This is a genomic window from Streptococcus rupicaprae (assembly GCF_040545225.1).
Taxonomy (GTDB): Bacteria; Bacillota; Bacilli; order Lactobacillales; family Streptococcaceae; genus Streptococcus; species Streptococcus rupicaprae.
The window spans coordinates 1-14,017 of the sequence record NZ_JBEPLO010000028.1 but is presented as its reverse complement, the minus strand read 5'-3'; the positions used below and the strand labels follow the sequence as shown (position 1 = coordinate 14,017).

The following is a 14,017-nucleotide window of genomic DNA, read 5'->3' as shown; positions in this document are numbered from 1 at the left end:
CCTTTTCCCCTAAACCTCTATGATTGCCTCATCTGAAAGAGTCGCACTAACATTATGCACCCTTACAACTCCCGATTCATCCAAAACCACACCGTGGAGAACACCGCCATACACTGCACCACCGTCAATGCCAAGCTTGCCGTCTTCTGTGATCCAGATTTGGTCAAGGTAGGCCTGACGATCAAAAAGGTATTTGGTCGGTGTATGCCCAAAGACAATCCGCTTCCCTGTCTGGTTTTGCCCCTCATGAAAAGGTTGGCGCAGCCACACCTTGTCATAGTCGGCTGTCTCACGCACATCAGGCAAGCTCAAATCCAACCCCGCATGGACGATAAAGTAAGCATCTGTTTCATAGAGATAGGGGAATTTCCTGACCTGTTCAATCACATCCGCAAACCGCTCCTTGATGGTCTGGGCATCGGCCATCGGGTCTACTTCTGCGCCCAAATCACGCTCCAAGAGCGAATTGATGGTCGTATCTCCGCCATTGCGCTGGTAGTGGTCATACCGCTCTGTCGGGTCATCTAGGTAACGTAGAAACATCCACTCATGATTCCCCATGAGACAGACTGCTCCCTCCTCACGCACCAACCGACAAACCAACTCCAGACAGGACTTGCTATCTTCTCCTCGGTCGATGAGGTCTCCTATAAAGACCAGCTGTTGGGTCGTTTTGTCCCATTTTTGCAACAAGTCTTGCAATAAATGATATTTTCCATGTACATCGCCAATAGCGAACAGTTGGTTTGACATATTTGCTTCCTTTTTCTACTGTTTACTATTTATTTTACCACTTTTAATAGTAGAGAAAAAGAGCATATGCTCCTATCTTAATTTACCAGCCATTCACCTACTTTTTTCTTGCGAAGCAGGTATAAACTACAGATGAGCAATAGACCATTTACAATTAAAATACCCCATAACGAGGGAACTCCTGCTGTCACATCACCTTGTAATAACAATGAGCCATTAAAATTGATAAAAAAGTGTAAAAACATAGACCAAAATAGTCCTTTCGTCCTCAACGTCAATGCTGAGAAATAAATTCCATATACCATTGTGTAAAAAACTTGATAGAAAGTAAATGCAAGTGACTGATCAAAAACATGCCCAATATGAGCCAAACCAAATAAAATACTAATCTGAAAAATTCGGCTCATCAGCTGTTTGTAAGAAACTTTCTCTTTCAAGGCATAGCCAAGCAATAATCCTCTACATAAATATTCTTCCACAAATACGCCAAACACTGTCAGCAATATCGTTTTCATTAAAAATATGATATCTGTAGGCCATATTTGAATCATAATAGGTAGAATAGAGATACAAATCAATAGCCAACTACTACTATTCACATAGACCTGTTCCAAAATGCCTACAGTTGCTCCTAAATGAGGTTTCACATGAAGATAGCGACGATTTAACCAGCTAAAAACGACCAGTAAACTAGACAGATGTACAAGATCGGCAGTATCTTCTCCCAAATGTACACTACTGAATAACCAGTGTAAAAAGATATTGCCTCCTACTAATATGGCACCTAAATACCAGACTACCATTACATTATTTTTTTGCGACATCTTATTCTCCTTTTATCATCTTTTGAATACAGTATAATCTATAAAAAGAGCAATCAAAAAGACATTACATATCTGTAACATCTTTAAAAATTGCTTGTAAAGTCTGAGAAATTTTATCACAACTTAAAAATTGAGCCACTTCTATACATTTTTCCATCTCTATCTTAGCATTGTGATATCCTGTAAGATAGGCAAAATAAGCCCAATAAAAGCGAAAACCTAAACGAATATGCGTATCCTCTTCCAAGAAAGGAAAATCATGTAAAGTATTCAAAAATAGAGTTGCCTTCTCAAACTCTTTTCTTTCTAAAAACGCAGATACTAGGTGAAGAAGTATCACAGCCACCTCTTGACGATAGCCTGTGTTCTTAAAATACTTTTGACTTTTTGAAAGCAACTCCTGCGCTAATAATTCTAAACTTGAAGAAGGAAAAACCGCATAAGCATTACTAAATAGCCATCTTTCATACTCACCCCACTCTTCAATTTTGAACAGATAATCCATCAGATACCTTATGTTTTCCTCTGATACGACATCGTCTGTGTTGCAGTAATACTTAGCTATCTGGATCATGATTAAATCCAAACGATATTTAGTGATATCTGGATTCCTTTCACATTTTACCGACCAGTCTATCTCTATCTCCTGAATCCGTTTCAAATCTCCATTATAATAAGCTTCCATAAGTTCTTGTGATAGATTGCTTTCTGGTTCTTGTTGTAAATAAAGCGAGAATTCTTCATAAGAAATAGACATGCGCTGTAGACAAGTAAAAAACACTTCTAGCGTCAGCTGGCTTTTTCCTGTTTCAAACCGAGAAAGCTGAGCAGTTGAAATCTCACTGCCCGCTACCTCTTTCAGAGATAATTTTTTTCCCTCTCGCAATAAGCGAAAAATTTCTCCATACTGAGACAATATAATGTTCCTTTCTCTCTACATCATTTCCACGGCATAACTCACTACTGACAAAGCATAAAGCGGGGCGGTTTCGGCTCGGAGGATACGAGGCCCAAGACCAACTGTTTTTGCGCCTAGATCGGTCAGCTGGTCGATTTCGGCTGGGGAAATCCCACCCTCTGGTCCGAAAACAAAGAGGAGCTTGTCGCCTGACTGCATCTTCTTCAAGGCTTGGACGAGCTGGCTGGTCTCGCCTTGCTTGGCTGATTCTTCGTAGGCCACGAGGATATGGTCAAAGTTCGTCAATTGCTGGAGAAAAGCGGTCTTGGTCTCAAAGAGTTGGATGGTTGGGATACGGTTGCGTTTGGACTGCTCAGCTGCCCCCTGGGCAATCTTTTCCAGTTTTTCAGCCTTCTTGGCCAGTTTTTTGCTATCCCACTTGACGACTGACCAGTCAGCAGGGAAGGCCCAGAGGGCGCTTGCTCCTAGCTCGGTCACTTTTTGGGCTAGAAATTCCAGCTTGTCACCCTTGGGAAAACCTGAAGCGATGGTAACTTGGACAGGCAGTTCGACAGTATCAGCCAACTCTTCGATGATTTGGAAGGTCTGTTCCTCCTTGCTGATGACCTTGGCACGGCGTTTGATGGCATCGTCAAAAACCAGCACCACCTCATCGTCTGGCTGCAAGCGCATGACGGAAAACATGTGCTTGGCGGTCTCCTTATCCGTGATGGTCACCAGCCCCTCCTGCGGCGCTCTGCCATGTACAAAATACTGCTGCATCTAGCCTCCCACTACGCCTGAACGATCGGCGGTTTTTTTGAAAATGCAGGCGTTCCACTCGCCTTGAATGAGCTGGGTCTCGAGGAAAAAGCCTGCGCTCTCCGCACTGTCACGTACCATTTCCCACTTGTCCGCGATGATGCCGCTCATAATCAGATACCCCTCATCCTTGACCAGACGATAGGCATCGGCGGTCAGATGGATCAGGATGTCCGCCAAAATATTGGCCACGATGACATCAGCCTCCTGCGTCACCCCTCGGAGCAGATCACCCGTGCTGACGGTAATGTTGGTCGTGGTCGCGTTGAGCTGGATATTTTCCTCTGCTACGCGCACCGCCACCTCGTCCAAGTCGTAGGCAAAAATCTCCTTCGCGCCCAAGAGGGAGCTAGCGATGGAGAGCACCCCAGAACCTGTGCCGACATCAAGGACGGTCTCACCCCCACGCAAGACCTGCGACAGGGCAAAGAGACTCATCTTGGTGGTCGGGTGGGTGCCCGTCCCAAAGGCCATGCCTGGGTCCAGGCGGATGACCTTCTCGCCAGCGGTCGGCTCGTAATCGGTCCAAGACGGTACGATGGTCAAATCGTGGGTAATTCGCGTCGGCTCATAGTATTTCTTCCAGTTGTCGGCCCAATCTTCTTCGGCAAGTACAGAGCTGGTCAAACTGACCTCACCCAAAGCCAAGCCTGACGCTGCCATAGCAGCCAGTCCCTGCTCTACAGAATCCTTAACAACTACCAAGTCCTGGGTGTCAGGGTAGTATCCAGTGATGGTCACCTGCTCAATCTGTGCCACCTCTGGGACAATCTCCCCAAAGAGGTCTTCCTTACCGATGTAGTCGGCACTGTCTTCAATCATCACGCCCTGACTGCCCAGCTCCACCAAAAGATTGCTGACAGCCTCCTGCGCCTCACGGTCTACCGTGAGCGTTATTTCGTTCCATGTGGTCATATGTGGTCCTTTCACTACTTGTTTATTCACCGATGTCAGCTAACCAACCTTTGTTAGCATTTTATAGAATTAATCTATCCTAAATATCTTATCATCCACTGCTCTAATAATCACTTCTCCCGTTGCCAGCGACACTGCTTTTGCAGCATCCGACCCATATTCAAAATCAATATTATAATAAGTATCAAAGAAGGTCATCTCTCCACCCTTATTCACCTCTTGAAAGGTAATGTCGTCAAAAAACATTGATGTTCTGAACAAGGCCGCATCATTTGGATAATTGCCAAAACGGAGTAAAAATGTCACACTCATCTTACGACGGTCTTCTTGGATATCATAAATGCTATCCACTTCTACAGACAAGAGTTCGCCAAGAAGATTAGCAGTTTCAGGTTCTTCCTGCAGCAAAATCTCATAGATAGTCTGTTTCAGATTCGATTCATGAACCTTCACCCACTCCGTAACAAGCGGGGTAAGTCGATCAATATTCTTTTCAATTTTCTGCCAACGAATCTCGTCTGCTTGTCGTTCAGCTTGTGCGAAGCTTTCTTCTTCATCCATTTTCCATTGCCATTGAGAAGCATTCGTACGTTCAGCATTCACAAACCAGGTGCTCATATCTTGTCCCTCATCCTTATAGGGATCCGGCTCTATAAATGAAAGATAACCCATTCCCGTTTCAGGAAAACCAACCTTACCTAATATTTTATAAGTCTTATCATCATTGGCAAAAGCTTGGAATTTGATGTAATAATTTCTACCAATACTTCCTTCAAATCCTCCACGAGCTGTTGACGGTTGAAGAGTAATGGTTTTGATGTGACTTTTATCTGGATCAAGATGTTCCCAAATCAGTTCTTTTGTAGTCGCTTCATGGTCTGCAATAAACTGACCGTCTCGTGACAAAGGTTTGGGTATCAGAAAACATAAAAGTATAACTACGAAAACTATCACAATAGTCGTTACTGTTTTTGAGCGTTTCAAGATGGTAAACATTGGTTTTCCCCCTAAATCATTCATCATGAGAGGCATTTTTCCATAAACACCAAATCCATGCCATCTTGCAAGTTCTCTGTTTCTTGGGTCTGACGATAGCCGCATTTTTCATACAACCTCACCAAGTGATTTTCTTGGATAATGGTTGATAAAGTCCACTTCTTCACTGTTGTAAATAAGGACTCTATTAATCGAACAGCTTGGTAAGCATAGCCTTTTTGTTGCTCTTGAGGTAAAATAGCGACCATTCCCAACCAGCATTCCGTTTCTTCTGCATTTGTCTGCACGCGTAAGAAACCAACGCTCTTGTTGTTCACTTCTATTAAATAATAGTGACTAGTCGGTCGAGCAAATCTCTCCTCAATCAACTCCCTACTATCCAAATAGGGATTGTCTTTATCTTGATATTTCTCGTAAAGTGGCCAAAAACTTTCTCTCTGAATGGCCTCAATGTCCTCTAAATCTGAAAAAGTTGCTTGTTTTAAAAACATGATACCTCCCTACTCCTTCAAGCCAAAGGTTTTCAAGTCTCTCCTAAAATTAGTCCTCCTTGAGTACTTATCACGATACTTCTTCAAAATCGCCTGTTTAGCCCCCGCTTGACCACGGCTCTCACGCACCTCACCGATAGCCGCTAAATAAACCACACACTCCTCATATTGGGCACGATGATTACCGTCCATCACAGCCTTGACCCGCTTGGCCATCATCTTCTCCATGGCCGCCAGCAGTTCTTCTGCATTTTCTTTTACTGAAACATAGCCGAGCTTCCACTCTTGGAACAGGTCAAAAAACAATTGCTGACTGTCTTTTATCTGTTCCTTGTGATATTGGTAGAAGGCTGACGCTGAAAACGAAGTGTCTTTAATAATATTGTTTAGCAAAACAGAACAAGCCTGTCGTAACTCACTCCCTTCTAAGCAGAAAAGGAGGTAAAGCGACAGCCCTAATTTTGTAAAAGTAGCTGACCAGCCCAAGGTTTTGCTGGTATGAACAGACGTCCAAAAAATTTCCTCAAGGTCACCGACAAAAAACTCTAGTGCTTTGGCTTGCCTATCAGAGTGATTACCCATCCTAGCTAAAACAAAATCGAATGGCTCCACCACCTCCTGGTCTAACTGTTGGATAAAGTGATGCAGTTCCAGACGCCTATCGTCAGTCAAGGGAAGCAAACGGAAGAGATTAACCAGGTCTTAAACACCTCAACCCACAAGCCATAACGCTCCGATTCATCGTCTACAAAACTGGTCAAGAGTAGCGCAATATCCGAACGGTTACTTTCATTGATGGGAAGAAGCTTAAGCGCTTCGTAACCCTTTGCCAGGCAAACTGCTGGCGCTAAAGAAGAGCTGTTTTCCTTAAAATAAGTCCCTAAAAATGTTGGATGAACCAGAGCAACCGACTTGGCGAAAGCAAAAACATCCGTCTCTTCAGTCTTCAAATCCAAGGCCTCAACCAACAATTTATAGGCTAAATCCCCCTTGGTTTTCCCTAAGTAGTCAAGCCAAAGTGGTAGAAACTCTTGCAAATCTTCAAAAATCCCCCACTCCTGCAAAAGTTCATCCAAACTCAGACGGTAGTGACGATTTTTCTCAAACAAGGAAAATAAGGCCTCTGCTCTTTCTCCAAGGTTCGTGGTCTGATAAGTCAAGTAAATCAGCTGACTAAGAAAAGGTTTATAAACATTAGGCATCAAGCCATATTCCTCAAAAGAGATCAAGGTAAAACGATCGGCGGTATAGTCATTATAATCTCCATCAACGCCGACCTCGAGTTGCTCCAACCTCTTAGCAAGTTCAAGAGCTTCTACTAACTTATTCTGATTCAACAAGGTATCGATCAAAAGCAACACCTGCTTGAGGATTGTGACAAGTCCATCGTCATCCGAGAACTCAAACATTCCATCCCAATCATCATACCAATCATCAAAGTGTTCATTAAATTTGGCTAGAAGAGTTAATTCCCCTTGCTCAATTGCCCTAAGTTGCTCTAATAAAAAATCTGTTTCATCCCAAACAACGTCTACTTGCTGACGAGAGACTAGTGATGTCCCAAAATGAGTCTTTAGAAACACCTCCCTATCTTCAGCCGCAACCTGTTTTGCCAGACTCAAGATAATCTCTTTTAATTCTGCAAATGACGAATTCTGAAACGCCTTCTCCAGTTCCGCAAAAAACACTACACTGTTCATCTCTATCCCCCTTTTAGTTTATCAGTAAGTCTTGCCCATAACACCTGTTACTAACTTGTATAGGAACCTTCCATATAATCCCCCAACCGTTGCCTCAACTGCGGGATAATGCTCTCATCTTTCAGAAATTCCTCAATGGCCATCAGCTTATAAGCCTGCCCCTCATCACCAAAGCGAATCTGGTCAAACTCAGATTGACTAAAGGTTCCCACCATGAATACAGACCTTTTATCTGGATTGACAATCCCTGCATAAGATTTGACCCAATGGATTTGGTCTGGGGTGATCGTCAACCCCAACTCTTCATAGACTTCACGCGCAACACAGGCAAAAGGTGTCTCATTTCCTTCACGCCCACCACCAGGTAGGTCCCAGATATTGGGATAGGGAATGCCTGGCTTATCATCTCGCAAGATGGTCAGAACCTGGTCACCACATAACAAAGCAATTTTGCTGCCTGAAAAATGAAAGGTTTGGTACATTAAATCTAAAGCCATTCCGATCTCCTTTTACGTCAAACGATACCCCTGTCCGACTTTCCGAAAACCGAGATGCTCATAAAAATCATCCGCTTCTGAAATCAACTCAAGTCGCGTTCCCATGGTGCGCTGGTGGATCTCATCAACCAGCATTTTTCCAATGCCTTGCCCACGAAAATCTGGAGCAACTAATATCTCTGCTACAAAAGTTGTCAGTACACCATCTGTCAAATACCGAGCAAATGCAACAATCTCTCCATTTCCTTCCACCACTAGATAGGATGAGCCGACTAATAAGCTAGTCATCTTATTCTGTGAAAAACTTGTCCACCCCTCAGCATGGTACAGCTTAAAAAGATTCAGAGCATCTGCCTCTATACCGTCTCTTATCCTAAACATCCTAATACCTCGGATACGGATACCACTCCGTCTCCACCACTTCTGCTCTGCCTTGTTCAAAGGCTTCTGCATTCCACACCATAGCAAACTCATCGACTTCTGGATCAGCCAGAAAGTCCAGTAGGTCGTCCATGCCTTGATCAGCGGTCGTCTGGAGGAAATGGGCGAAGTAGGTCAAAAACTCCCGTGACAAGCCCTTCTTGGGCTCGTAGGGGATGGTGACCAGGTAGTCATCCGCATCGAACTGGGACTTGTCGGGATTGTAGAAGAGGACGAACTCCTCCAGGACTACGGCCTCCTCACCGTCCAGCTCCTCGATGGCAACGCCCTCTGGCAGTCCTGCTTCCAGGACAAAGGCCACTTCCACGGCGTGGTTTTTCTTGTCCCAATCCATGGCGAAATCGTAGCTAAAGTGCTTATCCAGTTCTTCTTCTAAAATGCTTAAAAAGCCAAATTTACTCATGGTTTGCTCCTTTTTATATCATGTTTTTTAGGGTCAAAATTCTGACACAGACGGTTACATACCTCTATTATACCACGGTTTTTGGAGCCCTATCACCCTTTACAACAAATAGATAGCGCTCTCTTTTTATGCTTATTTTTGGTATAATAAAAAGAAGATAAAAAAGTCTAGTGGTAAAAAGTCAATAGAACGTTGAAAAACTTTTAGTTATTTTTCAAGCAATGAGGGTGCACTAAAAACACCTAGTGAAACAGGCGAATTTTCACTAGCTTATCCAAGGACGGGTGCAGCTGTTAGTCATCTTCCATAAGCCTCCTTGGTGGCGTGTAGAGTTGGCGGTTGCGTAGTAGCACATCCACCAGACGCACAAATTTTCTAGCGGTTAAGACGATGGCGCGTTTGTGTTGGTGTTTAGGGACTTCTTGATACTTTTTCTTGTAAAAGGCTTGATACTCACTATCATGCCGTCTGACCGAGTTGGCGGCTTCAACTAGGTAATACCGGAGATAGCGATTGCCACGATTGACAAGATGAGTATTGGGGGAATTAGCGTTGCCAGATTGGCTCTGTTTCCAGTTAAGCCCAGCATACTTGGCGACTTGAGGGTGGTCTGTAAAGCGATCAATTTGCCCGATTTCAGCGATAATCCCAGCCGCATAGACCTTTCCGACACCGGGTATTGAGGTCAAGCACTGGTATTCAGGGATGACTTCAACCATGTCTTCAATGGCCTTGTCAATGTCCTTAATCATCTGTTCCAGATGCCTGATTTCTCTGGCTAATAGCCCAAGAATGACGTTGACAGAATCCTGTTGGAGTTTAGGCAGGCGGTAAGAGCCCCGAATAGCTGCTTGAATGGCCTTGGCCAGTTTATCAGGTGCCTTGAAACGACCTCTTCCCAGATTCTGGATGAAGTCGGCCAAGTCTTTGAGTGGGATATTGGCCAAGTCATCCAGGGTGTAGTCTTCCGTCATCAAGGTGATGATGGTGCTAGACCAGAGGGTTGTCGAGAGGTTTTCGTTCTTGATTTCCGTTGACAAGGTGTTGCACTTATAGTAGATGTTCTCAATAAAGTGCTATTTGGTTGTCGTCAACTGCTCAATGAGCTGAAGTCTGGTTCTGGTCAGGTGCTGGAGTGCCAAGTATTTCTCTTCCTTGAGAAAAGCTGGCGAGAAGCGCTCAATCCGGAAGTAATCGGCGATGTAGAAGGCGTCAAGGGTATCATTCTTGTTTTCTTCAAAGGCTTCGCGATACTTCTTGATCTTATTGGGTTGTTCCACCATGACCTCTACGTTTAAGGCTTTTAAGTGGCTGTCTTCGTGGAAGAACATGGCAGGATGGAAACTATACAGGCTAGTGGCTTCCATGCCAATGACGATGCGCTCAAAGGCATGGGTATCATTGAGTTCAAGAATGTATTTCTTGATTTCTGATGCCCCGATTAAGTCATTCGACAAGGCTGCCGTAAAGGGCGTTGAGGTATCACTGAGTATGATACAAACATCGAGTTTGGTCGAGCTAAAGTCTAAACCGACAAAACATTTCATTTGGAAGGTCACCTTTCAATTGGATTTGGAAGATTTCTTGACTACTGTAAGGTTTCCCAGAAACACCTTGAACCAACAGCCTCGCATAAGAGAATTCTGATCACCGACTCACCTGCCGCCTGTCCCCTACTAGGTACAGAAGTGAGGCTTGTGGAAACAGCTAGTGTGTTGGAAGTAGGGACAAGGCTTGGGTAACAGACTTAAAAATGAAGTCTAAGCAACAAGGAGGCAAAGAAACAGCCATGAGTCCATTCCATGACTCTATTGTTCTGGAAAACCTTGCAATAGTCAAGCGATAACATGATGACACTTGGGAGTGAAAATCTCCCCATGAACTTATTTTACAAGGAGGTATCGCTATGAAAAAACAGTTCTGGGTCATTGGCCTGCTACTGGCTATTATCATTCCTATTGGTACTGTCTGGGGGTTACGCCAATACCAGCTCAAGCAGTTTAATACCCTACACCACACCCGTAACCTGACCATCATCGAAGATGTTCCGAGCATTTCTGCTATTGGTACCCATCATACGGGCCAATTTGAAAACCAAGTCATCTTCTTCAGTCAATCCGATGAAAGCTCTGCCATTAGCCAAGAAATCAAAAATCACCTCGACAGCCTCACTCCTCGACATGTAGGACTCCTATCCCAAGAATGGCTAGTCATCTTTCCACGCACCAAAAAGGAACCCCTACTCAAAGGAGTAACCACCTACGATTTAGTGCAAGAGACCTACCAGGCCAAAGGAATCGAGACCAAGCTGGCTCACGAAGAAATCATCAGCACCTTCTACGCCGATGCGGACAGCAAGCCTATAACCCTTGAAAACTTGATCGCAGATAAAGAAAGCTTTCGAAAAATCTTAGACACGGTACTCTATGACAGTGAAGAGCCTCAAGCCAAACAAGCACGTTTGGACCTACTTGCCCTTTTTGACCAAGAGGACTGGTCATCAATTGACTTTACTATCGAAAAAGATACCCTGCTAGTCGACAAGGCCAGCATCTCCCTGTCCATCTTTCTGGACAGCCTCAACAGAGACTATTTCACCGAGCAGGCACTGAACGACTTCCAAGAGATAGAACAAGCTCGCCAGTTGATGGAAACGTCTGAAGAGGCAGTTGTCATTCACTATAACTAAGCCAAACACAGCTATCTCGCTGTGTTTTTTGTTGCTTCAGAAGACTATTTACTATCAAACTACCAAAAAAGATTAGAAAAACAAACCTTAACCAAGTCTGTTTCTCCAATCTTATACCCTATGCTTAACGTGTCGGCACATAGGCCAACTTATCCTTGTTTTTTGCCAAGAAATCATTCATCTCTGAGTCAGGAATCTGGCGCAAGTAGAGATTCGAACGAATCGTCTCATCATACTCACGACAGGTTGACAAGACCAGATACTTGTCCTCTGGACTGATTTTGATATTAGGATTCTTAGTATGCGCCATTTCGCTGACTTCTGTCAGCTGTGTGGCAAAATCTTCTTTACTATCAAATTCTGTTCGGTAAAATGCCGTTGTCTCCGGAACAATGATCAAGAAAGCTGCTTCGTAGTAATAATTGCGTTCAGGTGTTTGGATAACCACATAAGGATGCTCATCAAAATAAGACTGCTCATCGTAATAGTTAACATCATTAAACATCCGATGATCTGCTACCTTCATCCCACGAGCATGGCCAAACAACCAGGTCAGGCTATCACTAAAATCACTAGCATTGTCCATATCCATAAAGACTGTACCAAGATATGGCTCAACACCGCCTTCAAAAGTCTTTTCAAGGTAGGTAGCATTATCCGTTGTTTGGACAACTGGTTCATCTAACTGAGTCCCCGGAGCATAGACATAAGCGATTGTATCAGAGTTAATAGCCTTTAATGCGTCAAATTGAGCTGTTAAAGCGGACTTTTCCTCTTCGCTTACAGTATACTTAGATTCAATTTTGAGAGGTGTAGTCGTAGGTTTAGCTGTTTTTTCATCTTTTTTCTGACAACCAGCCAAGAAAAGTGAGAAGATAGTTAAAACCGCAAATAAACGTCCCCATAATTTAGATGACATGAAACATAAATCCTTTCATTCCAGAAATAGAAAAAGTTGCCCGCAGGCAACCTTTTCAGTTTGCAACTAAATTATTTAACTGCGCTTGTTTTTGGAAGAGCTTTTGAAGCAGTCTTAGTAGCTGCTGCTTTAACAGCTTTAGCTGCTGGCTTAGCTTCTTCTTTCTTCTCTTCAGCTTTTGGTGCTTCTTCAACAGCTGGAGCAGCAGGATCTTTAGCAGCATCAGCTTTACCAGTACCTTCCTCACGAACAGCTGGGATAGCAACTTCAACTTGTTTACCATCAACAACTTTCACTTCAACAACTGCAATTTTTCCATCAGGACGTGGAGTAATTTCGTTGTTTTCGATGTTTTCAACGTAAGTACCAGCACCTGGCGCTAAATCGCTAGCACCTGGACCGTTTTTATCTTCAACTGTCATTGGAATATCAGTATTAGCAAATTCCTCAGTTGCAAATACTACTGCAGGTGAAGCAAGCAAAGCTGCTACTGCCAATGAAATGATTGATTTTTTCATTTTAAAAAATCTCCTATTAATTTTTTATATTTTCCCATAAGGGTTAAGTATATTATATAGCACTAACAAATTATTGTCAACAGTTTTTATAGATTTTTTAAGAAAAATTTAAGTTTTAAATTTATAGCTCAGAAAAATCCTTTAAAATCAGTGGTTTCGGAGACTTTTTCTACTATATATCATTTCTGCAACATTTATTAAGCAAAGATTGCAAAAGAAATTATGATCACTACAGCTATCCCTATATATTTCTCTCTTCCACAAGAAAAGCATATACCCCCTTCTCAGTCCTATTACATTGAGATGCTCATTCAACACATTTCTTTAAAAGTTAAAAAACGATAGAAATGGAACAGAAGCATCTCAAAAGACTACAAATTTAAAGTCAACCAACAAAATAACATCATCAAGATTATTAAGCAGAATAGCCTTGACTTTCGAAAGATGAAAACTCCAAAATAAGAATTCTTATCACCTTGAACTTCAAAAAAGAGAGGATCACCAAACGCCCTATCTAGACAATAGAATAGGTTTTCATCAACAACCCACTACAGTTGACAATGAACTATAAAAGAAAAAAATAAGCTACAAAAGCCTATCCTTTTACTCCATTATGCAATACCGGCGGCCGGGGTCGAACCGGCACGTCCGTGAGGACACTGGATTTTGAGTCCAGCGCGTCTGCCAATTCCGCCACGCCGGCACAATGTAACTGGGGTAGCTGGATTCGAACCAACGCATGAGGGAGTCAAAGTCCCTTGCCTTACCACTTGGCTATACCCCATTAATAATAAAATAGGCGAGTGATGGGAATCGAACCCACGAGTGCCAGAGCCACAATCTGGTGCGTTAACCACTTCGCCACACCCGCCATCTCATTAAACACGGGCAGTAGGAATTGAACCCACACTGAAGGTTTTGGAGACCTTAGTTCTACCTTTAAACTATGCCCGTAAAGGTATGGAGAGAGAGGGATTCGAACCCCCGAACCCGAAGGAGCGGATTTACAGTCCGCCGCGTTTAGCCTCTTCGCTATCTCTCCGAAATATTCAATTAATGGCGCGAGACGGAATCGAACCGCCGACACATGGAGCTTCAATCCATTGCTCTACCAACTGAGCTACCGAGCCAAAAAGTTTTAAAATTGCGGG

General features: G+C 43.4%; 15 protein-coding genes, 6 tRNA genes and 1 pseudogene. 1 reads left to right on the top strand and 21 read right to left on the bottom strand.

Annotation, left to right across the window (positions count from 1 at the left end):
- Positions 1-9: 9 nt before the first annotated feature.
- The 13 genes and pseudogenes from ABID29_RS10385 to ABID29_RS10325 all read right to left on the bottom strand — a co-directional run bounded on the left by ABID29_RS10385 (position 10) and on the right by ABID29_RS10325 (position 10,287).
- Complete coding sequence (locus tag ABID29_RS10385; RefSeq protein ID WP_354366061.1) at positions 10-753, bottom strand: metallophosphoesterase; 744 nt, start codon at positions 751-753, stop codon at positions 10-12.
- A gap of 77 nt (positions 754-830) precedes the next feature.
- A complete protein-coding gene (locus ABID29_RS10380) occupies positions 831-1,577 on the bottom strand; it encodes a CPBP family intramembrane glutamic endopeptidase (protein ID WP_354366060.1) in 747 nt (248 codons plus the stop codon).
- Positions 1,578-1,641: 64 nt separating this feature from the next.
- Positions 1,642-2,493: an Rgg/GadR/MutR family transcriptional regulator gene (locus ABID29_RS10375; protein ID WP_354366059.1), complete on the bottom strand. Its 852-nt coding sequence runs from the start codon at positions 2,491-2,493 to the stop codon at positions 1,642-1,644.
- 18 nt (positions 2,494-2,511) lie between these two features.
- A complete protein-coding gene (locus ABID29_RS10370) occupies positions 2,512-3,258 on the bottom strand; it encodes a 16S rRNA (uracil(1498)-N(3))-methyltransferase (protein ID WP_354366058.1) in 747 nt (248 codons plus the stop codon).
- On the bottom strand, positions 3,259-4,212 hold the full coding sequence (gene prmA / locus ABID29_RS10365) for a 50S ribosomal protein L11 methyltransferase (protein ID WP_354366057.1): 954 nt from the start codon (positions 4,210-4,212) through the stop codon (positions 3,259-3,261).
- A 69-nt stretch (positions 4,213-4,281) separates the two neighbouring features.
- Positions 4,282-5,235 (bottom strand): hypothetical protein, encoded by a 954-nt coding sequence (locus ABID29_RS10360; protein WP_354366056.1) that lies wholly within the window; start codon positions 5,233-5,235, stop codon positions 4,282-4,284.
- Positions 5,232-5,699, bottom strand: coding sequence for a GNAT family N-acetyltransferase (locus ABID29_RS10355; protein WP_354366055.1), 468 nt, complete (start codon positions 5,697-5,699; stop codon positions 5,232-5,234). Before ABID29_RS10355 ends, ABID29_RS10360 begins: the two co-directional genes overlap by 4 nt.
- Positions 5,700-5,708: 9 nt before the next feature.
- The gene (locus tag ABID29_RS10350) at positions 5,709-6,311 is read right to left on the bottom strand and encodes a hypothetical protein (protein ID WP_354366054.1); all 603 of its coding nucleotides are present in this window, start codon (positions 6,309-6,311) and stop codon (positions 5,709-5,711) included.
- Positions 6,312-6,367: 56 nt separating this feature from the next.
- Complete coding sequence (locus ABID29_RS10345) at positions 6,368-7,399, bottom strand: hypothetical protein (protein ID WP_354366053.1); 1,032 nt, start codon at positions 7,397-7,399, stop codon at positions 6,368-6,370.
- Positions 7,400-7,449: 50 nt separating this feature from the next.
- Positions 7,450-7,896, bottom strand: a complete 447-nt coding sequence (locus ABID29_RS10340) for an NUDIX hydrolase (protein WP_354366052.1) — start codon at positions 7,894-7,896, stop codon at positions 7,450-7,452.
- 12 nt (positions 7,897-7,908) lie between these two features.
- Entirely contained in the window at positions 7,909-8,277 is a 369-nt protein-coding gene (locus tag ABID29_RS10335; protein WP_354366051.1) for a GNAT family N-acetyltransferase, read from the bottom strand.
- Position 8,278: 1 nt separating this feature from the next.
- Entirely contained in the window at positions 8,279-8,740 is a 462-nt protein-coding gene (locus ABID29_RS10330; protein WP_354366050.1) for a DUF3013 family protein, read from the bottom strand.
- A 293-nt stretch (positions 8,741-9,033) separates the two neighbouring features.
- Positions 9,034-10,287, bottom strand: a pseudogene (locus ABID29_RS10325) (IS110 family RNA-guided transposase).
- Between the two features lie 359 nt (positions 10,288-10,646).
- Between ABID29_RS10325 and ABID29_RS10320 the strand changes: the two are divergent.
- Positions 10,647-11,429, top strand: coding sequence for a hypothetical protein (locus ABID29_RS10320; RefSeq protein ID WP_354366049.1), 783 nt, complete (start codon positions 10,647-10,649; stop codon positions 11,427-11,429).
- A 124-nt stretch (positions 11,430-11,553) separates the two neighbouring features.
- Here the strand turns inward: ABID29_RS10320 and srtB are convergent, their stop codons facing one another.
- The 8 genes from srtB to ABID29_RS10280 all read right to left on the bottom strand — a co-directional run bounded on the left by srtB (position 11,554) and on the right by ABID29_RS10280 (position 13,996).
- Positions 11,554-12,348, bottom strand: a complete 795-nt coding sequence (gene srtB / locus ABID29_RS10315) for a class B sortase, LPKTxAVK-specific (RefSeq protein ID WP_354366048.1) — start codon at positions 12,346-12,348, stop codon at positions 11,554-11,556.
- A 71-nt stretch (positions 12,349-12,419) separates the two neighbouring features.
- Positions 12,420-12,866 carry a hypothetical protein gene (locus ABID29_RS10310; RefSeq protein WP_354366047.1) on the bottom strand — a complete coding sequence of 149 codons (447 nt, stop codon included), beginning with the start codon at positions 12,864-12,866 and terminating at the stop codon, positions 12,420-12,422.
- A 619-nt stretch (positions 12,867-13,485) separates the two neighbouring features.
- A tRNA-Leu gene (locus tag ABID29_RS10305) sits at positions 13,486-13,569 on the bottom strand.
- Positions 13,570-13,578: 9 nt separating this feature from the next.
- Positions 13,579-13,650 (bottom strand) — tRNA-Gln (locus ABID29_RS10300).
- A gap of 14 nt (positions 13,651-13,664) precedes the next feature.
- Positions 13,665-13,737, bottom strand: a tRNA-His gene (locus tag ABID29_RS10295).
- Positions 13,738-13,749: 12 nt separating this feature from the next.
- Positions 13,750-13,820: transfer RNA gene (locus ABID29_RS10290), tRNA-Trp, on the bottom strand.
- A 7-nt stretch (positions 13,821-13,827) separates the two neighbouring features.
- A tRNA-Tyr gene (locus ABID29_RS10285) sits at positions 13,828-13,908 on the bottom strand.
- A 15-nt stretch (positions 13,909-13,923) separates the two neighbouring features.
- Positions 13,924-13,996, bottom strand: a tRNA-Phe gene (locus ABID29_RS10280).
- Positions 13,997-14,017 lie beyond the last annotated feature (21 nt).

What these genes read in the sequence shown, in the direction of transcription:
- ABID29_RS10320 (WP_354366049.1), top strand. Translation starts at nt 10,647, where the DNA reads ATGAAAAAACAGTTCTGGGTCATTGGCCTGCTACTGGCTATTATCATT.
- ABID29_RS10340 (WP_354366052.1), bottom strand. Translation starts at nt 7,896, where the DNA reads ATGGCTTTAGATTTAATGTACCAAACCTTTCATTTTTCAGGCAGCAAA.
- ABID29_RS10335 (WP_354366051.1), bottom strand. Translation starts at nt 8,277, where the DNA reads ATGTTTAGGATAAGAGACGGTATAGAGGCAGATGCTCTGAATCTTTTT.
- ABID29_RS10355 (WP_354366055.1), bottom strand. Translation starts at nt 5,699, where the DNA reads ATGTTTTTAAAACAAGCAACTTTTTCAGATTTAGAGGACATTGAGGCC.
- ABID29_RS10310 (WP_354366047.1), bottom strand. Translation starts at nt 12,866, where the DNA reads ATGAAAAAATCAATCATTTCATTGGCAGTAGCAGCTTTGCTTGCTTCA.
- ABID29_RS10360 (WP_354366056.1), bottom strand. Translation starts at nt 5,235, where the DNA reads ATGATGAATGATTTAGGGGGAAAACCAATGTTTACCATCTTGAAACGC.
- srtB (WP_354366048.1), bottom strand. Translation starts at nt 12,348, where the DNA reads ATGTCATCTAAATTATGGGGACGTTTATTTGCGGTTTTAACTATCTTC.
- prmA (WP_354366057.1), bottom strand. Translation starts at nt 4,212, where the DNA reads ATGACCACATGGAACGAAATAACGCTCACGGTAGACCGTGAGGCGCAG.
- ABID29_RS10370 (WP_354366058.1), bottom strand. Translation starts at nt 3,258, where the DNA reads ATGCAGCAGTATTTTGTACATGGCAGAGCGCCGCAGGAGGGGCTGGTG.
- ABID29_RS10380 (WP_354366060.1), bottom strand. Translation starts at nt 1,577, where the DNA reads ATGTCGCAAAAAAATAATGTAATGGTAGTCTGGTATTTAGGTGCCATA.
- ABID29_RS10385 (WP_354366061.1), bottom strand. Translation starts at nt 753, where the DNA reads ATGTCAAACCAACTGTTCGCTATTGGCGATGTACATGGAAAATATCAT.
- ABID29_RS10330 (WP_354366050.1), bottom strand. Translation starts at nt 8,740, where the DNA reads ATGAGTAAATTTGGCTTTTTAAGCATTTTAGAAGAAGAACTGGATAAG.
- ABID29_RS10345 (WP_354366053.1), bottom strand. Translation starts at nt 7,399, where the DNA reads ATGAACAGTGTAGTGTTTTTTGCGGAACTGGAGAAGGCGTTTCAGAAT.